A 20,277-nucleotide genomic window follows, 5' to 3' on the forward strand; every position below is an offset into this window, starting at 1 on the left:
GGGTGGTAGGTGTGGACGGTGCGCGACCTCGTTCGTTGCGAAATCATGTGTCTCAATGTCTTGTGCGGTGAAACATTCCCATCGATACTTTGGGATGTTTCAGGTGGCAGGACGTCCCGGATCGCCCGTCCGTGACCGCGCCTCGCCGGGTCGAGAGGGGACCAGGATGCGACGACTCGTACGCGCGCTCGCCGTCGCGACCGGCGCGATGCTGTTGACCGCGGGACTGGTGAGCCTGACCGTGGCCACACCGGCCTCGGCGGCGGCGCTGACCGAGGTGACCAACTTCGGGACCAACCCCAGCAACCTGCGGATGCACCTCTACGTCCCGGACCGGCTGGCGGCGCGTCCCGCGATCGTGGTCGCCGTGCACTACTGCACCGGGACCGGCCCCGCGTTCTACTCCGGAACCCAGTTCGCCTCGCTGGCCGACCGGTACGGCTACATCGTCATCTACCCCTCGGCGACCCGCAGCGGCCAGTGTTTCGACGTCTACTCCCCGCAGGCGCTGCGCCGCGACGGCGGCAGCGATCCCGTCTCGATCGTGTCGATGGTCCGGTACGTGCAACAGCGCTACAACACCGGCCAGGTCTTCGCCACCGGCACCTCCTCCGGCGCCATGATGACCAACGTGCTGCTCGGCAACTATCCGGACGTCTTCAGCGCCGGAGCGGCGTTCGCCGGTGTACCGCACAGCTGCTTCGCCACCACCGGCGGCTCGACCTGGAACAGCGAGTGCGCCAACGGCCAGATCATCCGTACCGCACAACAGTGGGGCGACCTGGTCCGGGCCGCGTACCCCGGCTACACCGGCGCCCGACCCCGGATGCAGTTGTGGCACGGCACCAACGACGAGACGCTGCGCTACCCGAACTTCGGTGAAGAGATCAAGCAGTGGACCAACGTGCACGGGCTGAGCCAGACCCCGACCTTCACCGACACGCCGCAGTCAGGCCACACCCGTACCCGGTACGGCGGCAGCGGTCCGATGGCGCCGGTCGAGGCGATCAGCATGCAGGGCGTCTCGCACAACCTGCCGGTGAACGCGGCCGAGGCGATTCGGTTCTTCGGGCTGGACAGCACCAGCACGCCGACCGCGACGCCGACCGCGACGCCGACCGTCACGCCGACCGTCACGCCGACCGCCACGCCGACCGTCACGCCGACGGCCGTCCCGACCACCACGCCGCCACCGTCCGGCGGGTGCGCGGTCAGCTACGTGGTGAACGCCTGGAACTCCGGGCTGACCGCGCAGATCACCATCACCAACCGGGGCAGCTCCGCGATCAACGGCTGGACGCTCTCCTTCACCCTGCCGGCCGGCCAGACCATTACCTCGGGCTGGAACGCGTCCTACAGTCCGACCAGTGGTGCGGTGACCGCCCGCAACGTCAGCTACAACGGCACCATCGCGCCGAACGCGTCGGTCGGGATCGGCTTCCAGGCCACCCACACCGGCAACAACGGTAGGCCGGCCTCGATCAGCCTCAACGGGACGGCCTGCACGCTGAGCTGACCGGGTTCGTACCCGATCCGCCACCAGTCGTTATCGAAGCGCGACGGGCCGCGCGAGGGAGGGGCGGGGTGCCGGCCGGGATCAAACGCCGCCCCCCCCCCGGCCCGGCTCCGGGGCACGGTCGGGCGCGCGGCGGCGCCGGACCGGAAGCCGCGCGGTGGCGCCGGACCGGATGGTCGGCGCCGCACCTACTCGGACTCGGCGGCGCGGCGGGCGCGGGCCCGGCGCCTGCCCTCGTGCATCGCCTGCACCCGGGCGATCGGGATGGTGTGCCCCTCGGCGACCAAGTCGGCGGGGAGCCGCTGCGGCCCGGGCATCCGCTCGGTCCACGGATCGCCCCCGGCGAGCAGGCCGGGCACGGTACGCAGGGTGAAGTCCGCCGGGGTGACCCGGTCCAGGTCCTCCCACGGCACCGGAAACGACACCGGCACCCCCGGACGGAGCCGGGGACTGTACGCCGAGACCACGGTCGCGCCACCGGACCGGGTCGAGTCGACGAAGACCCGGCCGCCCCGGTCCTCCCGGATGAAGGCGGTGGTCGCCAGCGCGGAATCCAGCCGTTCCGCCCGGGCGGCCAGCGCCCGGGTCGCGGCGGCCACGTCCTCGATCGGCGCTTCCGGGTCGACAGGTACGAAGACGTGCAGCCCCTTCGCCCCGCTGGTCTTCACCACGCCGGACAGCCCCGCCTCGGCGAGTGCCTGCCGGACCAGGTGAGCGGCGTTCACGACCAGCGCGAACGTGTCGGGGCCCGGTGGGTCGAGGTCCAGCACCAGGTGGGTGGCGCGGTCCCGCCGCCCGGCCGTGACCAGGGTGGGGTGGTACTCCACGGCCCGCTGGTTGCCGAACCAGAGCAGGGTGCGCCGGTCGTTGCAGAGGGCGTACGACACCTCGCGGCGGGACGCCTCCGCCCAGAGCGTCACCGTCGAGATCCACGCCGGGGTGTAGCGCGGCACGTTCTTCTGCATGAACGGCGGCTGGCCCCGGAGCACCCGGATCACCGAGAGCGGCCGGTCCCGCAACTGGCCGATCAGCGGGTCCCGCACCTCGTCGAGGTAGTCCACCAGGTCCCGCTTGGTCGCGTCCGCCCCGTCGAACAGGGGCTGGTCGAGGTTGGTCAGGGAGACCCCGTCGCGCACCTCGTCTGCTTTGCCCGTCATCGACCCACTCTCCCGGGATGCCACCGCACGGTCAACGCTGCCGGGCCGGCCCGGTCGCGTCATGCCGGGAGCGTAGCCGGGCCCTCCGACGAGGGCCGGTCCGCGAACTCGTGGTACATGATGTGCAGTCCGACCCGACCCAGGACCGGGTGGGCGAAGGCGCCCGGCACCGTGCCCACCACGTCGAACCCGTGCCGCCGGTAGAGCGCGACGGCCCGCTCGTTGGACTCGGCGACGGCGTTGAACTGCATCCCGGCGTACCCGTGCCGCCTCGCCCAGTCCAGGGCGTACCGGAACAGCGCCGTCCCCACGCCCCGCCCCCGGGCGTCGGCGGCGACCATGAAGCTGGCGGTCGAGACGTGTCCGCCCGGGCCGGCCCGGTTCGGCCCCATCTTGGCCGTACCGAGCAGCCGGTTGTCCTCGACGGCCACCACGGTCAGCCCCGGCGGCGACTCGATCCAGGTGTCGTACGCCTGCTCCGCGGTCATCCGAGGGTCGTAGGTGAACGTCTCCCCGGCCCGCACGACGTCCCGGACGATCGCCCACACCGGGGGCCAGTCGGACTCGGTGAACTCGCGGATCTGCACGCCGCGACGCTAGTGCGCCGGCCACCGGTGGACAACCGGGATACCACCGGGGCGGTGCGCGGCCCGCGGCCGGCAGGACCGCTCCTCGGCGGCCCGGCCGGTGCCGCTGACCAACCGGCAGGTGCCGTGTGGCGAGAACAGAGTCTCGCCACACGGCACTCCTGTGGGTTGTTAACGGAGATCGAAGGCGCGTTTGGTGGTCTGCTCGATGCGGTTACCGTCGGCATCCCACGCTTCGACCTTCAGGCTGACCGCTCCGCTGGTCGCCGAAAGCGCCGGGTAGACGGCGGTGGCCAGGTAGTCACCGTCGCCGTGGCGGCGCAGCGCGGCGGGTGCCCAGTGTGCGCCGTCGTCGGTGCTGTACCACAGTTTCAGCCCGGCGATCCGCGGCATCCGGACCGCCGCCGCCGGATGGTAGGCCGTCACCCGGAAGGTGTGCCTGCCCGCGGCGACCGTGTTGTCGGCCGCCAGGCTCCCGCCCAGGTCGTACCCGACCAGTACGAAGGGCTCCTGCCGGCACGTTCCAGTCTGGAATGTGCTGCGCAGGCGACAACCATGGCCCTGCGGTATGGTGTCGCGGGTCGGCCGCTGCGAGGTGAAGGTCCACGTGACGTCGGTGCGCGCGGAGCGCCCGGTGAGCCGGTAGGTGTTCTTCTCCGGTGGCAGTGTGTACGTCATGCTCGGAATCCCCGGGTTCCGCGGGATCTCCTCATCACCGTTGTACAGGTGGAACTCCCATTTCAGGATGTGTTCTTCGGCCGTTGACGGATAGCTCGCCCGCTGCCCTTCCGTCCACATCGAGAAGAGGGTGTCGAGACGATCGTCGGTGCGGCAGAAGGTACACGACACATCGATGCCACGCGACGCGACTGGGTCGGACGTGAAGAACCGCTCGGTGGCACGGGACAGGCGCCGGGCCCCCGGCGTGACCGGTGTGGTGAACCACTGCTCGGTCCGCCGTACGGGCCGGTCGAACACCTCGATCTTCTCGTGGCTGCCCAGATTGCGCGTTCCGGCTTGGCTTGCGTCGTACTGAATGAGGTTGCGTTTGTGCACGATGCGGTCGGACACCGGGCCGGCGTACACCCGGAGGTTGGTCGCGGCGTCCTCGGGAAGCCTGACTATGTCAGTCCCGCCTATTCCCTCGGTGCTGTCGCGCAGCGCCGTGCTGTCCACGAAACCGTAGCTCCGGGATTCGGTCGAATGCGGCACCATGTCGATCCGGGCGAGCTGTCCATCGGTGTAACGATAACGCAGGGACGACGGGATCCGCCCCTCCTCATACGGCGCGAGCGTGTAGATGTAGGAGGTCTGCGGGGTGCCGGACAGCCGCAGCGTGACCGCGCCGCGGGTGAGCTGCTTGCGCAGCCATGCGCCTTCGGCGGTGGAGACTGCCACATGGGCGATGTTGACCGGCTTGGGTGGTTCGAACCATGGCTGCGCGATCTCCATCGGGATACGGCAGCCCATGCCGGTGGGCGGGAAGGCGACGATCGCGGCGGCTCCCGCCTCGCGGACGGCGATGATGTCGTCGATCGGCAGTCCGCACCCCCGTGACTCCATCAGGGCAAGCTTGCCGTGCAGGTCCATTCCGGCCACCTCCTCGGGCAGGCCGTGCCGGACGTCGACCAACGGAAGGTCGCGGGTTCCGGTGACCGGGACGTAGCCCGGGCTCTGGTTTCCCTGGATGTCACCGAAGCTCGCCAGAGTTGTGGGGTGCAGCGTTCGTTGCCGATCTCCCACGACCTTCAACTCGACCTTGGCCGTGCCGAGGACCCAGTGGGTACCGAAGTGGAACCGACCCTTGGTGACCCGCGCCGTGGGCGTCGCGCCGAGCCGCACCCAGGCATCCCTGAACATGTCCAGAGGCATGCTCAGCGAGTATCTGGCACCGTCCTCCGTGGTCCGTTGCAGCACCAGGTCAGGTGCGCTGTCCAGCGGCTTGCTCTCCCGCGGCGTGCGGAACTCGACCCGCTTCACCTTTCGGGCGTCGAGGGTGATCGTGGTGTCGCCCCGGACGGTGAACTGCGGGTTTGTCAGGTAGGCGTAGTTCTGCAGCGAGTCACCGTCGACCCAGCCGACGATCTCCGAGACGCTGTAGGTCCCCTCCGGCACCACCGCATTGATCACGCCGACCTCCGGCGTGTAGGCCTGGGCGATGCCGCCCTTACCGCCCTTCGTCACATCGATGATGTCGATCGCGAGCGGATAGGCGAGGTTGCCGTTGCGGTCGAGGGTCCGGACGCTGAGCGTTGCCATCGGCGGCGAGCGGACCAGCCCGACCGGGGTGGTCACCCGGGTCCCGGACGCCTCGTCGGTGGCCACGACCGTTCCGCTGTAGTTCCCGCGTGCCAGATCGTTCGCGTCCAGGGTGACCGTCGCGGACGCGGTGCCGCCCGCCGGGACGGTGACGGTCGTGTCCCCCCTCAGCGCGCCGGAGACCGTCTCACCACCGGGGGCGTGCAGCGTCGTGGCGACGGTGAGCGTGACCGGCTTGTCGGAGCCGTTGGCGTAGGTGACCTGCTTGTCGATCGGTAGGGTCTGCCCAGTGATCGGCACCAGGCCGAAGTCGAGGTTCGGCGTGGTGGCGACGACCTGCTGTCGGTCGGCGCGGGCCACGTCCAACCGCCCCGCGCCCTGCTGGTAGACGGTCAGGCCGACGTCCTTGGCGGTGCTCATCAACGCCGACTTGAGCCGCGCGGCCGTCCAGTCCGGGTGGGTCTGGGCGAGGATCGCCGCCGCGCCCGCCACGTGCGGAGTGGCCATCGAGGTGCCGTTCAGCTGGGTATAGACGCCATCGACGATCGGACCCGGCACAGTGCCGGCCGCACGGGCCGCGACGATGCCCGCACCAGGGGCAGCGATGTCCGGCTTGAGCATCCCGTCCAGCCGGGGACCCTGGCTGGAGAACCAGGCGAGCTGGTCGCTCTTGTCGGTCGCCCCGACGGTCAGCGCCGCCTCCGCCGTTCCGGGCGTCGCGATGGTCTCCGGCTGTCCGCTGTTGCCGGCGGCGATGACGAACAGGGCGCCGGTCTCGGCGGTGAGCTGGTTCACCGACTGGGTCACGATGTCGCTGCCGTCGGTGACCGGCCCGCCGAGGCTCATGGACACGATCCTGGCGTGGTGTGCGGCCCACTCCATCCCGGCCATGATCCAGGAGAAGTCGCCGTAGCCGGTGTCGTCGAGCACCTTGCCGACCAGCAGGCGTGCCCCCGGAGCCACCCCCTTACGGCGACCGTCCGAGGCGGCGCCGGAACCGACGATGGTGGAGGCCACATGGGTGCCGTGGCCGTGTCCGTCCTTGACGGAGGTCACCCCGGGCACGAACGACTTCGAGGCGGCGACCTTGTCCTTCAGGTCGGGATGGGTGTCGTCGATGCCGGTGTCCAGCACCGCGACATCCACGCCACGGCCGTCGTGACCGGCCGCCCAGGCCTGCGGCGCACCGACCAGCGGCACGCTCTCATCGAGGTTGACCTTGACCTTGCGGTCCAGCCACACCTTCGCCAGCCCGGCGTCGAGCGTGGCCCTGGACCCCCGAACGCTGCTCCAGAACGTGCCCGCCTGGGCCTTCGACACCTTCAACGCCGCGCCGTGCACGCTGGGCAGGTCGACGGACGGGGTGCTGGCCGGAAGCGCGTCCGCCGCCTTCGCTGCCGCCGCGAACCCGCGGACCTGCGGGTACTGGACGATCACCGGCACCTGACCGGACTGGTTGTCCGCGTAGCCGTTCGCGGCCAGATACTCCACGTTGAACAGTTCGCGGTCCAGGCGCCCGGTCAACACGTCCAGCGCCGCGTCGGACGGGATCACGTACACCCCGTCGGGCCCTCGCTTGACCGCCAGCACCGGCCGCACACCATCCTGGCGTACCGACGGCTCGGTGGTGATGTCGAAGTCGCCGCTGTCGTTGGCGGTGAGTGTGACCTTGTCACCGGTCACCAAGGTGATCGTGTGCGACCCGTTCACGCTCGGCAACGCCACGGACTGCGCGGAGGCGGACTGCGCGGAGGCGGTCTGTGCGGAGGCGGGGGTCGCCGCGTTGGCGTTCGGTACCGACGCGAAGGACGCCAGGATCACGGCCAGGGACGTGACCAGGCTGGCAGTGAAACGCAGCCGAACTGACGTACCGGTGGGGGTGGCGACCGATCGCCGTAGGCGCGGTCTTGGTTTGCGATACAAGGTGTCTCCTATCCATCGCACGTACCGAGGAGGCGGTTCTGCCTACAGGGGTTGGTACTCGTCGTCCGGGTCGGTCCCGGGTGACGTCTCGGGAGATGGCCGCAGATCCGCAGCCGGAGACTCCGCCGCGGGTGGCGGGGCGCCTTCCGGGAAGCCGTCGGTAGACTCTTGGGTCGTTGGAGTCGGCTCGCGATCTTCCATCGCCGCAGTCTCCGCCCGTCCCGGTGGTACGCACGATTGGTCGGATGAGGGATTAATCTCGACGCGGCGATTTACTCGTCGGCGCCGGTTGCCGTGTCTCCGGAGAGCAGGCCCAGTTCCACGGCCTGTACGGCCACCGCCGTGCGGGACGAGACCCGCAGCTTCCGCATGACTGACTTGAGATGGCTCGCCACGGTCTGCACGGAAATCACGAGATCGTCGGCGATCTGCCGGTTGGTCCTACCCGCGAGCAGCAGCCGCACCACGTCCAACTCGCGCGGCGAAAGCCGATCTCCGTAGCTGGGCCGGCCGCCGCGCGCGGATCGGGGCACGGACACGCCGAGATCGCGTAGCCGGCGCCGAACCCGGTCGGCGTCGCGACGGGCATCCAGCGCGGAGAACCCGTCCAGCACCTCGGCGAGGTCCGCCCGCCCGCGGTCGCCCGCGTCAATCGCCGCGCCACGCTCGGACGTGCGAAGCGCGTCGTACGGTTGCGGCAGCGACCGCCAGATGCCGGCGGCCCGCCGGTAGAGGGCCGCGGCCCGCTGCCGGTCGCCACGCCCCTCGGCGACCGCCGCGCGGGCTTGGGCTATGGCCGCCCGCGCCGTCGGGATGTCGCGCCCGCGCATGCCGGTGGCGAAGTCGCGGACCAGATCCGCCGCCGCGTCGACCCGTCCCGCAGAAACCAGGGCGTCGACGTGAACCGGCACCACGGACGCGCCCCACAGCCAGATCCCGGTGGCGGCGACGACCCGTACCGGATCCTCGGTGACGGACAGCGCCCCGTCGACGTCGCCGTCGGCCAACCGCATCGTGGCGATCACCGCGGCGGTCTCCACGTAGAGTTCCGCCGTCCCGTGCCGACGGCACTGGTCGAGTACCCCGGTGAGATCAGGCGAGCCCGGGGCTGCGGTTGCCGCGCGGACCATATTGAGGACCAGGTGCGCCTCGGCCCACGTGCCTCGGGTGGGATCGTCGCCGCGGGCCACCGCCTTGGCCCGGCCGGCCAGGCCGGTCCATTCGCCGACGAACCAGTCCAGGTGCACCTGGGTGGCGAGCACCGCGTCCCGTACTGCCAGCAGGTCGTGTCGCTCGGCGAGCATGAGGGCGATGGCCAGATGGCGGCGGGCCAGGCCGTAGCGGCCCCAGCGCATGGCGGAATCGCCGACGTTCAGGTGGCCGAGAGTCACGTGGCGGCGCATCGTCGAATCGGGAACGTCCTGCGGAATCGCCGCGGCCTCGACCCACCCCGACTCCTCACCCATTCTCAGCAGCGCGGTCGCCCGGTTGACGACGAGGTTGAGCCGGTCTGCCGGGGACCACCCGGAGTCGCACGCGGCGGCCGAGCGCCGCAGCCAGTCCAGGTTCGCGGCCCTGGTCCCGGCGACCAGCTCCGGCCGGCCCAGCAAACCCATCGCCCGTGCCGCCTCGACCGATCCGGGTGGTAGCTCGGCAAGTGACCGTTCGGCCTCGTCCCGGGCAGGGACGATCTCACCCGCCATCCACAGGACCCGGGCGAGGTGCAGCCGGGTCGCACCGCGTTCGCGGATGGGCAGGCGACCATCGTCCATGGCCCGCCGCAGCGCCCGTACCAGGATGTCCATCCGAGCGGGACCGGCGAACCACGTGAACGGCATCTTGGCCACCAGCCGCGCCACGGCGTTCGCGGGCAGATCAGGACTGTCGAGCAGTTGGTACAGCAGGGTCGTCGCCCCGGCCTCGTCGGCGGAGCCGAGCGCCAGGTCTGCGGCCAGCTCGGCATACCGGAGCCAGAAGGCGATGTCGCCGGCCGCCCGGTAGTGGTGGGCGAGGCGGGCCAGCGGTGCCGCCCTGCCCTGCTGGAGGAGCGCGGCCGCGCGGTGGTGCAGCGTACGTCGCTCGGAGGGCGGGATCCTGTCGTACACCGCCTGCGCCGCAAGCGGGTGCCGTACCGAGAAGTTGCCGCGCTCGTCCTGCTGGAGCAGGCCGCTCTGGTTCGCCTCGGATATGCCCTGGTCCGCGTCGTCCGTTCCCAGACCGCTGACCGCGGCGAGCATCGCCCCGTCCGACGCGTCGACGAGTACGGCTGCGGCGTGCAACACCGCCTGGGCTGGGGCGCCGAGCCGCGCGGCCCGTTCGAGCACGGCGTCGCGCACCGTCGCGGGTATGTCGATCCGGTCCAGCCGGCGCCGCGCCCAGCCCTCATCGCGATGAATCAGGTCGGCGCGGGCGTGCAGTAGTCGCATCACCTCTTCGACAGCGAGTGGGATCCCTGCGGTGTGCCGGTGCAGGAACTCCGCGAACTCGGTGGAGACGGTCTCGCCCGCCAGCATGGACGACATCAGCCGGGCGGTGTGTGCGACGTCGAGGCCACGGAGCGGGATACGCAGCCGGGTGGTCCCGGCCGGCCGCCGCGAGGAGATCTGTACCACCGGCGTGTTCGCGGGTAGGTCCTCCGGCCGGTAGGTGACGAGCAGCCCCGGGCGGGAGCCGGACCAGGCATCCGGACGCGCGGCGAGGAACAGCAGGAACTCCGCGGTGGCCTCGTCCGCCCAGTGCACGTCCTCCACGACCAGTACCGAGATGCGCAGCCGGTCCAGCAGCTCCACCAGCGCCCGGAACATCCGGTGTCGCGCTGCCCGGGCGTCATCGAGCGGCTCCGGCGGTGGTGGCAGCTGCGCTGCCCATTCCGGAAAGAAGGGGCGCAGCGTCCCGGCCAGCGGACTCAGCCCGAGACCCGCCACCGTCTTCGTCACGTGCCGCACCCCGTCCAGCACCGGACCGAGCGTGTGCGGCTCGCGGAACGGCGGACAGACCGCGACCAGAACCAGGCGCGCCCGCATCGCCGGCAGGGCCAGAAACTCCAGTACCAGCCGGCTCTTACCGATCCCGGCCTCTCCCTCGACCAGGACCAGGGCCGCTGGTTGCGCCATCGCCTCCGCCAGCGCGCTCAGCTCCCCGGCGCGACCCACGAGGGCCGGCGGGGTCAACTGGGGGAATCCATCGGTCAGGTGGCCGCGTATACCGGCCGCACCCGGCATGGCAGGCTCCTCGGTGCAGTCAGACAGATGATCTTATTCTCTATGCCGGGGCCCTGTTGTCTACCGGCGCGAGCCGTCCGATCCCCGGCCAGCAGCGCAATCTCTCTCGCCGCGTCCTGGCCAGTCTCTCGTCGCGTCCTGGCCGGCCGGAACAGAATCCCGCCGTACGTCCGAATCCCCACAGATGGAGCATCCCGGACCTGGGGGTCCGGGATTCAGGGTTCGTACTCTGTCTGGATCGGCGCGCCCGGCAGGATTCGAACCTGCGACCAACTGCTTAGAAGGCAGCTGCTCTATCCGCTGAGCTACGGGCGCGGGACGTGGTCGTGTGCCCCAGCAGGCTACCGCTGCCGGGACGAGCCTCGGCGAGGACGTGACGATCTGGCCTGCACATACTAGGTTTCGAAGCGTGCAGTTGACGAGCACAATGTTTTTGCCGCTGCTGGTGTCGACCGAAGACGCCAGGTACGGCGAGAACCACCTGCTCGAAGACTTCACCCAGGACCTCGACGTCGGCTACTCGTTCGGGCCGCCGTACGGCGGCCGCCTCGTCACCTGGGACGACCTGGACGAGCTTGAGATCAGCCAGGCCGAGCTGCGGCAGGTGGCCGTCGACAATCTCTACCGGCTGCTGCCCCGGTTGCGGATCGACGGCCAGCCGCCCGCGCCGATGCTCTCGTTCGGCGGGTTGGAATCCACCGTGCTGCTCGCCGCCGAGGTCTGGGAGGATCTGGAGCGGTCCGTGCCGGGCGAGCTGGTCGTCGGCGTCCCGGCCCGGGACGTGGTGATTGTCACCGGTACGGCTTCCCGGCCGGGCATCGAGAAGGTGCGGCGGGCCGTGGACCGGGTCTTCTTCGCCGGCGACCAGAATCTGCTCAGCCGTGAGCTGCTGGTGTGGCGCGAGGGCGGGTGGTCGACGTATCGGACGACGCCGGAGCCCGAGCCGCGGGCGGATCGGTGGGAGGAGCCGGGGCGCCGGCGAGGCGCGGCTCCGAAACCGGAGCCCGAGCCGGAGCGGTGGCGGGGTGCCCCGGAGCCGGAGCCTGAGCCGGAGCGCTGGCGGAGCGCGCCCCCGGAGCCGGAGCGCTGGCAGGGAACTCCCCGAGTTGAGGAGCCCGACCGCTCGGGTCCCCGGCGGTGGCGTGGCGACGCGCGGCCGGAACCGGAGCCGGCGCCCGAGCCGGAGCGCCGGCGGGACGACCCCCGGCCGGCGTCAGGGGCAGGCCGGGCCCGCTGGCATGACAGCCCCCGTCCCGAGCCTGAGCCGGAAGCCGAGCCTGAGCCGGGTCGGTGGCGGGGCGCGTCGGGCTCGGAACCGGGTCCGTACCGCCTGCCTCGACAGCGGTCGGGTGACGGGGGGACGACGGACTGGCCGGAGCGGCCGCCGGTGCGGGGATCGAAGCGACGTAAGCCGAGGCCCAGCGGGCCAACTCGGTGAACACCTGCTGCGATACGGCTGGCCCGGAGAGGGCGCGGTCGCGCAGGGCAATACCAGATCACTTCTTGATCAGGGCTTTTTCCACAGGGCACCCGGTTGTCCACAGGCGAGCCGACAGCGGTGGCTGCCTGACGGGTACGGCGGCGACGCTATCGGTCGAGTCGGCTCGGACGGGAACAACCGGAGCCCTGTGGAGGGACGATGTTCGATACCTATGTAACGATTGTCGGTAATGTGCTGACCGCACCGGAATGGCGGCGTACCACGCAGACCGGCACCCTGGTGGCCAACTTCAAGGTGGCCTCGACCGCTCGTCGCCTGGACCGGGAGAGCGGGCGCTGGGTCGACGGCAACAGCCTGCGCGTCAGGGTGAACTGTTGGCGGAAGTTGGCGGAGGGCGTCGCCTCCTCGGTGATGGTCGGCGACCCGGTTGTCGTGGTCGGCCGGCTCTACACGCGGGACTGGACCGACGACGCGGGCAACCACCGGACCATGTACGAGTTGGAGGCGGTGGCGGTCGGCCACGACCTCTCCCGGGGGAGGGGACGGTTCGCCCGCAACCGGCCGTCGACGGCGACATCCTCGATGGAGGAGGCCGAGGCCGAGGCCCGGGTACACGGCGAGACCACCGAGTCGGTGCCGTCCGACGAGGCACCGGTACTGCCCGACGAGCGCCCGTTCGACGACGACGGCGAATACCGGGGTCTGCCGGTACCGCCGGGTCAGGGCTTCGATCCGGTGCACCCGCCGGCCGACACCTTCGACGGCCGGATCGAGCTTGACGGGCTGCCCGACGGTGACGTGACCGGCCCGGACGAGACGACCACTTCGTTGACCGGCAGCTCCTACGGCCCGCCGGGCGGTGGTGGAGGAGAGCAGAACGACATCGACGGGGTCGACGTCGGGGAGGACGAGATCGAGCCCGACGGCAACGGTGGGGACGCGCAGAGCCAGGAGTTCCGCGACGAGAACGACGCCGGTACCGCAGACCTCGGCAAGATCGGCGGCGCCGGGCGAAACCGCCGTGGTCGTGGCCGGCTGCCGGTGTCCGTCTGAACGCTTCCGGCCGCTAAGCCTGTTGGCCGGAAGGGGTGCAACCCGGACCTGCCCGGTCCGACTGTCCGGCTCGGCTAGGTGGTCGGACAGTCGGTCGCCCGGATCGACGCGGTGGTCGCCTCCGCACCGCCCATCCGAGGCGGCCGGGGTGGGGAGGTCGGTCGCGGCACTGGCCGATCTCCCCACCCGAGCCGTCGGGCCGGGTTGCACCGTGCGGGCAGCCACGGGCGCAGATCGGGTACGTCCCCTCCTGGTCTTCGGGCTATGCCCCGGCCGGCGCGCGGCTGTCAAAGTCCTCCGATTGCTGGCCGTTCCGGGGTGCCGGCACCGTCCCGGTCGCCTGGTCCGGCGCCTCCGGGGCAGGGTCATCATCCGCCTGCTCGGGCTGCCGCTGACGTACGACCGTCCGCGCTTGTATGCGGCGTACGCCAGCGGGTGGCGGTGTGGTTCGAGGCCGGCGTCGAGGATTGAGGAGCCGCATCATCGGTGTCTCGACGAAGCGGAAGAGCAGCCAGGCGGCAGCCAAGCTCACCAGCAGCATGGCGATGGCGACGGCCGGGCCCTGCCAGCCGGGGAACCCGCCGCTGTGCCCGGCGAAACGGAAGATGGCTTTGATCAGGAAGACATGGACCAGATAGAACGCGAACGACACCTCGCCGAGCCAGACCAGTGGCCGGGACCGCCACGGCGACCAGCGGCCGGTGGTGTCCGCCCGGGCCGCGCTCGCGATCACCAGTACGTAGCCGAAGGCCAGCACGGTGGTCCAGAGTTCGGCGCGGATCCACTCCATCGACGCGACCCAGATCACGACGAAGAGGCCGGTGGAGACGAACAGACCCGGTCCTCGCCACTTTCCCCGCAGCATGAGTTCGGCGGCGGCCACACCCATCCAGAACTCGAAGGAGCGCACGACCGGGAAGATCTGGGTGAACCACCAGCGGACGGTCTCCGGCAGCAGTTGCTGGCCCGGCCACATCGCCATGATGAGCAGCGGCATGGCGATGACGACGGCGTAGAGCTGCCACGCGCGCATCCGGCGGATCAGCGGGAGGGCGAACGGCAGCGAGAGATAGAAGAACATCTCGCAGGCGAGCGACCAACTGACGTTGTTGATGCTGTAGAAGTAGCCGTCTACCGGAATCCACGCCTGGACCAGGAACAGGTTGGCCACTGCCGCCTTCAGGTTGACGGCGTCGGACCAGTACCAGGCGAGTGCGAGGACCACGGCCCAGGTGACGAGGTGGTTCGGGTAGATCTTCGCCGCTCGGCGTCGCCAGAAGGCGCGCTTGGTGTCACCGGGCCGGGCGGACCAGACCAGTACGAAGCCGCTGAGGATGAAGAAGAACTGCACGCCGGAGAGACCGAGCGTGAAGACCCAGTCGACGACCTGGCGATATCCGGGTTCAGCGACGATCTGCATCGTGCCGACGTGAAAACCGAAAACCAGCATCGCGGCGACCCACCGCAGTCCGGTCAGGGACGGCAGCCGGTGCAGCGCACCTCCGGTCCCACCGCCGGATCCGTTCGCTGCTCTGCCGGCGGCGGTCGACGGGTCGGGTGCATCCTCGGTGACGGTCGTCACACTGACCATCGCGCCTCCTCGATGCGCACATCGATGGCCAGCACTTACGCCTCCCGTTGGCCGGATCGTGCCGAGATGTTCGGACCTGTGGTCGCTCCCGGCTGGATACCCCCGCTGCCGCGGGTCCGTCCGTGACCCTATCCGGTGCCGAGGCGGCCCGCGGTCGGCGCGTGCCCAACGAAAGCGACGTGGGACAGCCCTCCACCGCCCGGATGCTGGGCGGCGATGCCGGATCGAGGGAGCTGTGGGCCGTCGTGCGCTGGCCGTGAGGTGTCGACCGGACCTGGTGACGACCCGGACTAGGCTCCGCACCGGGGGAGGTGGTGGCCGTGCGCCCAGTAGGCCGGTCCTCGGGAGAGCCAGATAGCCGGTTGTCCGGAGAGCCAGATAGCCGGTTGTCCGGAGGGCCAGACAGCGGATTGTCCGGGAGGCGCGGCGGACTGCGTCCCGGCTGGACGCGCCGGACCGGCAGTCGGAGCGGAGCGCCGGGGTGGCTGGGCAGCGGCACGGCGAACGCGGCGGGGCTGGCCGCCGGCTACGCGCTCGACGCGCTCCTCGGGGATCCCCGGCGAGGCCATCCGGTCGCCGGGTTCGGGCAGTTCGCGAGCGCGCTCGAACGGCGGATGTACCAGCCTCGACGTGCCTCGGGTGCCGGGTTCGCGGCGCTGGCCGTCGGCGTACCTGTGGCTCTCGGTGGGGCGGCGGCGGTCGCCACGCGGCATCGGCCGCTGGCCCGCGCGGCGCTGGTCGCGGCCGCCACCTGGACGGTGCTCGGGGGACGGACGCTACGGCGGGAAGCCACGCTCATGAGCCAGGCCCTTCGCCGGGCGGACCTGCCGGCGGCACGGCAACGCCTCGGCCACCTCTGCGGGCGGGACCCGGCCGCGCTGGACGAGTCCGAACTCGCCCGCGCCACCGTCGAGTCGGTGGCGGAGAACACCTCCGACGCGGTGGTCGCCCCGCTGGTCTGGGGCGCGGTGGCAGGGTTGCCCGGACTCCTGGGCTATCGGGCGGCGAACACCCTGGACGCGATGGTCGGTCACCGCGCGGAGCGGTACGCCCGGTTCGGCACCGCCGCCGCCCGCCTCGACGACCTGCTCAACCTGGTGCCCTCCCGGCTGACCGGGCTGCTCACCATCGCCGCCGCCCCGCTGGTCCGGGGCGACCGGACGCGTGCCTGGCAGGTGTGGCGGCGGGACCGGGCGGACCATCCCAGTCCGAACGCCGGACAGTGTGAGGCGGCGATGGCCGGCGCGCTCGGCGTCCGGCTGGGCGGCCGTAACGTCTACTTCGGGCGTTCCGAGGTCCGGCCGTTCCTCGGCGACGGCCCCCGGCCGGAGCGGCGGCACATCGAACGGGCCGCCCGGCTCTCCGGAGCGGTCGGGCTCGCCGCGCTGGGCGTGGCCGTGGCGTACGCGGCCACGAGCCGGCCGCGTCGCGGCGCGGGCGGTTGGCTCGCCCGCCGGTGGGCAGCCGGATGAGCCCGGTGAGCGGCGGGCTGCTGGTCGCCGGTACCACCTCGGACGCCGGCAAGAGCGTGCTCACCGCCGGCATCTGCCGCTGGCTGCACCGCCAGGGGGTGAGCGTGGCGCCCTTCAAGGCGCAGAACATGTCGAACAACTCGGCGGTGGTGGTCGGGCCGGACGGGCGGGGCGGCGAGATCGGTCGGGCCCAGGCCATGCAGGCCGCCGCCTGCGGGGTGCCGCCGGACCTGCGGTTCAACCCGGTACTGCTGAAACCCGGAAGCGACCGGTCGAGCCAGGTCGTGCTGCTCGGCCGTGCGGTCGACACCATCACGGCCGGCAACTTCCGCGCCCTGCGTCCCCGACTGGCCACGGCCGCCTTCGAAGCCCTCGCCGAACTGCGCGCCGAATACGACGTCGTGGTCTGCGAGGGGGCGGGCAGCCCGACCGAGATCAACCTGCGGGACGCCGACTACGCCAACATGGGGCTGGCCCGGCACGCCCGGCTGCCGACAATCGTGGTCGGCGACATCGACCGGGGCGGTGTCTTCGCGTCGATGTTCGGCACGCTGGCCCTGTTGGACGCCGCCGACCAGGAGCTCGTGGCCGGTTTCGTGGTCAACAAGTTCCGCGGTGACCTGGACCTGCTCCGTCCCGGGCTCGACATGCTGACCGAACTCACCGGGCGATCGACGTACGGGGTGCTGCCCTGGCACGTCGACCTGTGGCTCGACGCCGAGGACTCGCTCGCCTACGGGCGGGTGCTCGGCCGGCCGGCACCGCCGAAGGGTGGCGAGTGGCTGGACGTGGCGGTGATCCGGCTGCCCCGGGTCTCCAACGCCACCGACGTGGAGGCCCTGGCCACCGAGCCGGGAGTACGGGTCCGGCTGACCGTCGAGCCGGCCGAGGTGGCCGCCGCCGATCTCGTCGTACTGCCCGGTACGAAGTCGACGGTGGACGACCTGGACTGGCTGCGCCGTACCGGCCTGGCTGACGTGGTGCAGGCGCACGCGGCAGCCGGGCGGCCCCTGCTCGGCATCTGCGGCGGCTACCAGATGCTCGCCCGGCACATAGACGACGAGGTGGAGAGCGGGCGAGGGCGGGTCGCCGGCCTCGGCCTGCTACCGGTCGAGATCACCTTCGGCGCCGCCAAGACCGTGACCCGTTCGATGGGGACGGCGTTCGGGTCGGTCCCGGTCCAGGGCTACGAAATCCACCACGGGTACGTCTCCGGTGCCGACCCGGCACCGCCACCACTGATCCACCACCCGGATGGCCGGCCGGAGGGCGCGGCGGTCGGTCACCTGTTCGGCACCCACTGGCACGGCGCCTTCACCTCGGACCCGTTCCGGCGCCGCTTCCTCACCGAGGTGGCCAGACTTGCTGGCCGGCACCGCTTCCAGGTCGCCCCGGACACGTCGTTCGCCGCCGCCCGGGAACGCACCCTGGACCTCCTCGGCGACCTGGTGCAGGAGCACCTCGACACCACCGCGCTGTGGCGGCTCGTCGAACAGGGACCGCCGGCCGGGCTGCCGTTCGTCCCGCCGGGCGCACCTCCGGCACACCCGACGACCACCCAGCGCGTCGCGGCGGAACAGGCCCCTGCGCCGACGTGAACGGGGTGACCCTTCGGGCGTCGACCCGGCCGGGTCACCTCCGCACAGTCGGCCGGGCGGGGTGACCCTTCGGGCGTCCGCCGGGCGGGGTCACCTCCGCGCGCGTCACCTCCGCGCGTCACCTCCGCACGTCAGCCGGGTGGTCGGCACAGGGCAGTCCCGCCCGCCGCCAGGCATCGAAGCCGCCGATCAGGTCCGTCGCCCGCCACAGTCCCAGGGCTCGGAGACTGGCCGCCGCCAGGCTGGAACTGTAGCCCTGCCGGCAGACGACCACGATCTCGATGTCATAGCCGACCGCCTCCGGGATCCGGGACCCGCTGGCCGGATCGAGCCGCCACTCCAGCACGGTCCGGTCGATCACCAATGCCCCCGGCAACTCGCCCTGCTCCGCCCGCTGCGGATCGGTACGGGTGTCCACCAGCAGCGCCCCGCGCCGCACCGCCGCGAGAGTTTCCAGCGGTGTCAGACGGCGTACTCCGGCGCGGGCGCGCGCCAGCAGCACCGCCACACCCCGATCCTGGTCCGACACCGGATCATTGTCCGCCTGCCCAGGTCACCGACGGGTAGGGTCGGCCGGATGTCACCCGTCGTGGAGCCGTACGCCGACCTGGCGGAGCGGATCCTGGGGCGGCCGGCCCGGCTGGGGCGTACCCGACTGGTCGCGGTCGACGGGCCGAGCGGAGCCGGCAAGACGGTCTTCGCCGGCCGGCTGGCGGCCGCGTTCGAGGTCGCCACGCCGGTGGTGCACACCGACGACCTGCTCGACGGCTGGGCGGACCAGTTCACCTTCTGGCCCCGGCTGGAGGAGTGGATCCTCGCCCCGCTGCGCAGCGGTCGGTCAGCGCGGTACCGCCGGTACGACTGGACCCGGGACCGCTTCGGGCCGGACTGGACGGCGGTGCCGCCCGCCCCGGTGGTGATCGTCGAAGGAGTCTCCAGCGCCCGTGCCGCCATCGCCGCCGAACTCAGCCTCGCCGTCTTCGTGACCGCACCGGTGGACCTGTGCCGGGACCGTACCCTCGCCCGGGACGGCGCTGCGCTGGCATCCCGGCTGGCGGTCTGGCGTCGCGGCGAGCGTGCGCACTTCGCCGCCGACCGCACCGTCGAGCGAGCCGACCTGGTGGTGGACGGCGCCACCGGCTCGGTGCGGGACGGCACCGCCTTCGTCCGGGTCCGGTGACGGACTGACCCTGGTCCGCTTATGGACGTATCCGCATCGCTGGGGCACGATCGGCAGGACAGGGCCGACGCGCGGCGGGCGGGGGGACACCATGACGGCAGACGGTGCGGGTGGCACTCCGGCCCGGCGACGGGTGGTACTGCGCGGAATCAGCTCCCGGGCCTGGGAGCATCCGGCCGACCGTGGTGCGCTGACCGCACTGCGCGAACTACGCGGCTTCGACGACGTGGTCAAGGCCTTCTTCGGGATGTGGAACGAGCGCGGCTTCCGGCTCTCCTACCTGGCCTCCGCGATCCGGGTCGACCACCGGCAGTACTCCCGGGTGTACCGGCTCTACGCCGAGGCGGGTGCCGCGCTGGACGTGGCCGAGCTGCCCGAACTCTTCGTGACCCAGTCGCCCTGGCTGTCCGGTGAGGCGATCGGTCTCGACCGGCCGTTCATCGTGATCACCTCTGCCGCCGTCAACCAACTCGACGACGACGAGCTCCGCTTCCTGCTCGGCCACGAACTGGGCCACGTGGGCAGCGGGCACGCCGTCTACAAGACAATCCTCACCATCCTGACCCGGTGGGCGGCAAACCTGAGCTGGCTGCCGGTCGGTGCGCTCGCCCTCCGGGCGATCATCGCCGCGATGCTGGAGTGGTGGCGCAAGGCGGAGCTGTCGGGCGACCGGGCCGGACTGCTCGCCGGCCAGGACCCGGCGGCGGCGCTGCGGGTACTGATGAAGCTGGCCGGCGGTGGCGACCTGAGCCAGATCGACACGGCCGCATTCCTGGAGCAGGCCGCCGAGTACGAGGGTGGCGGTGACCTCCGGGACAGCCTGCACAAGATCCGGATGACCGCCTGGAGTACCCATCCGGTGCCGGTGGCCCGGGCGGCGGACCTGCGCAGGTGGGTCGACTCCGGCGCGTACGCCCGGTTGCTCGGCGGCGACTATCCGCGCCGGGACGATGACGGTCTGACCTCGGTGTCCGCCGAGATCAAGGCTGCGGCGGAGGCGTACCGGGAGGCCTTCGGACGATCCCAGGATCCGCTTGTCGGCCTGCTGCGCCGGCTCGGCGACGGCGCCAGTGACCTTGGCGAGTGGGCCGGCGGCAGCGCGGGTCGGGCCCGTTCCTGGGCGAACGCGGCGGGTGAGGCCGCCGCTCGGGCGGCCGGTCGTACCCGCCGGAACGACAAGCCGGGCACGACCGGCTCCACCGGCCCGGCACCCGGGACCGACGGAGAGGCACCGGAACCGCCGACCGGGCAACCCCGGTAGCACTCCGCCCGCCGACAG

The 20,277-nt window shown here is 71.5% G+C and carries 13 protein-coding genes and 1 tRNA gene; 7 read left to right on the plus strand and 7 right to left on the minus strand.

The window, feature by feature from the left end:
* Positions 1 to 166 precede the first annotated feature (166 nt).
* Positions 167 to 1,516 carry an extracellular catalytic domain type 1 short-chain-length polyhydroxyalkanoate depolymerase gene (locus ABNF97_RS08875; protein ID WP_130462356.1) on the plus strand — a complete coding sequence of 450 codons (1,350 nt, stop codon included), beginning with the start codon at positions 167 to 169 and terminating at the stop codon, positions 1,514 to 1,516.
* A 188-nt stretch (positions 1,517 to 1,704) separates the two neighbouring features.
* Here the strand turns inward: ABNF97_RS08875 and ABNF97_RS08880 are convergent, their stop codons facing one another.
* From ABNF97_RS08880 to ABNF97_RS08900, 5 genes are all read right to left on the minus strand, one after another.
* Positions 1,705 to 2,673: a non-homologous end-joining DNA ligase LigD gene (locus tag ABNF97_RS08880; protein ID WP_130462357.1), complete on the minus strand. Its 969-nt coding sequence runs from the start codon at positions 2,671 to 2,673 to the stop codon at positions 1,705 to 1,707.
* A gap of 59 nt (positions 2,674 to 2,732) precedes the next feature.
* Positions 2,733 to 3,260 (minus strand): GNAT family N-acetyltransferase, encoded by a 528-nt coding sequence (locus ABNF97_RS08885; RefSeq protein WP_349338207.1) that lies wholly within the window; start codon positions 3,258 to 3,260, stop codon positions 2,733 to 2,735.
* 171 nt (positions 3,261 to 3,431) lie between these two features.
* Positions 3,432 to 7,340 carry a S8 family peptidase gene (locus tag ABNF97_RS08890; RefSeq protein ID WP_349338208.1) on the minus strand — a complete coding sequence of 1,303 codons (3,909 nt, stop codon included), beginning with the start codon at positions 7,338 to 7,340 and terminating at the stop codon, positions 3,432 to 3,434.
* Positions 7,341 to 7,714: 374 nt separating this feature from the next.
* The gene (locus ABNF97_RS08895) at positions 7,715 to 10,663 is read right to left on the minus strand and encodes a helix-turn-helix transcriptional regulator (protein ID WP_349338209.1); all 2,949 of its coding nucleotides are present in this window, start codon (positions 10,661 to 10,663) and stop codon (positions 7,715 to 7,717) included.
* Positions 10,664 to 10,905: 242 nt separating this feature from the next.
* Positions 10,906 to 10,978 (minus strand) — tRNA-Arg (locus ABNF97_RS08900).
* Positions 10,979 to 11,090: 112 nt separating this feature from the next.
* Here ABNF97_RS08900 and ABNF97_RS08905 point away from each other — a divergent pair.
* Together ABNF97_RS08905 and ssb are read left to right on the plus strand one after the other, a co-directional pair.
* Positions 11,091 to 12,101 carry a DUF1444 domain-containing protein gene (locus ABNF97_RS08905; RefSeq protein WP_349338210.1) on the plus strand — a complete coding sequence of 337 codons (1,011 nt, stop codon included), beginning with the start codon at positions 11,091 to 11,093 and terminating at the stop codon, positions 12,099 to 12,101.
* Between the two features lie 201 nt (positions 12,102 to 12,302).
* Entirely contained in the window at positions 12,303 to 13,157 is an 855-nt protein-coding gene (ssb, locus tag ABNF97_RS08910) for a single-stranded DNA-binding protein (RefSeq protein WP_349338211.1), read from the plus strand.
* A 262-nt stretch (positions 13,158 to 13,419) separates the two neighbouring features.
* Here the strand turns inward: ssb and ABNF97_RS08915 are convergent, their stop codons facing one another.
* On the minus strand, positions 13,420 to 14,748 hold the full coding sequence (locus ABNF97_RS08915) for an acyltransferase family protein (RefSeq protein WP_130462362.1): 1,329 nt from the start codon (positions 14,746 to 14,748) through the stop codon (positions 13,420 to 13,422).
* Positions 14,749 to 15,233: 485 nt separating this feature from the next.
* Between ABNF97_RS08915 and ABNF97_RS08920 the strand changes: the two genes are divergently transcribed.
* Both ABNF97_RS08920 and ABNF97_RS08925 read left to right on the plus strand, forming a co-directional pair.
* Positions 15,234 to 16,220 (plus strand): cobalamin biosynthesis protein, encoded by a 987-nt coding sequence (locus ABNF97_RS08920; protein ID WP_349338244.1) that lies wholly within the window; start codon positions 15,234 to 15,236, stop codon positions 16,218 to 16,220.
* Positions 16,221 to 16,225: 5 nt separating this feature from the next.
* Positions 16,226 to 17,818 (plus strand): cobyric acid synthase, encoded by a 1,593-nt coding sequence (locus tag ABNF97_RS08925; RefSeq protein ID WP_349338245.1) that lies wholly within the window; start codon positions 16,226 to 16,228, stop codon positions 17,816 to 17,818.
* Between the two features lie 118 nt (positions 17,819 to 17,936).
* Here the strand turns inward: ABNF97_RS08925 and ABNF97_RS08930 are convergent, their stop codons facing one another.
* Positions 17,937 to 18,347 carry a rhodanese-like domain-containing protein gene (locus tag ABNF97_RS08930; RefSeq protein ID WP_130462363.1) on the minus strand — a complete coding sequence of 137 codons (411 nt, stop codon included), beginning with the start codon at positions 18,345 to 18,347 and terminating at the stop codon, positions 17,937 to 17,939.
* A 48-nt stretch (positions 18,348 to 18,395) separates the two neighbouring features.
* On the opposite strand from ABNF97_RS08930, the gene ABNF97_RS08935 reads away from it, so the two are divergent.
* Together ABNF97_RS08935 and ABNF97_RS08940 are read left to right on the plus strand one after the other, a co-directional pair.
* Positions 18,396 to 18,998, plus strand: a complete 603-nt coding sequence (locus tag ABNF97_RS08935; protein WP_130462364.1) for a hypothetical protein — start codon at positions 18,396 to 18,398, stop codon at positions 18,996 to 18,998.
* Between the two features lie 91 nt (positions 18,999 to 19,089).
* Positions 19,090 to 20,259: a M48 family metallopeptidase gene (locus ABNF97_RS08940; protein WP_349338212.1), complete on the plus strand. Its 1,170-nt coding sequence runs from the start codon at positions 19,090 to 19,092 to the stop codon at positions 20,257 to 20,259.
* The last annotated feature ends 18 nt before the right edge of the window (positions 20,260 to 20,277 follow it).

Origin of the sequence: Plantactinospora sp. B6F1 (assembly GCF_040120695.1) — a bacterium.
GTDB lineage: Bacteria > Actinomycetota > Actinomycetes > Mycobacteriales > Micromonosporaceae > Plantactinospora.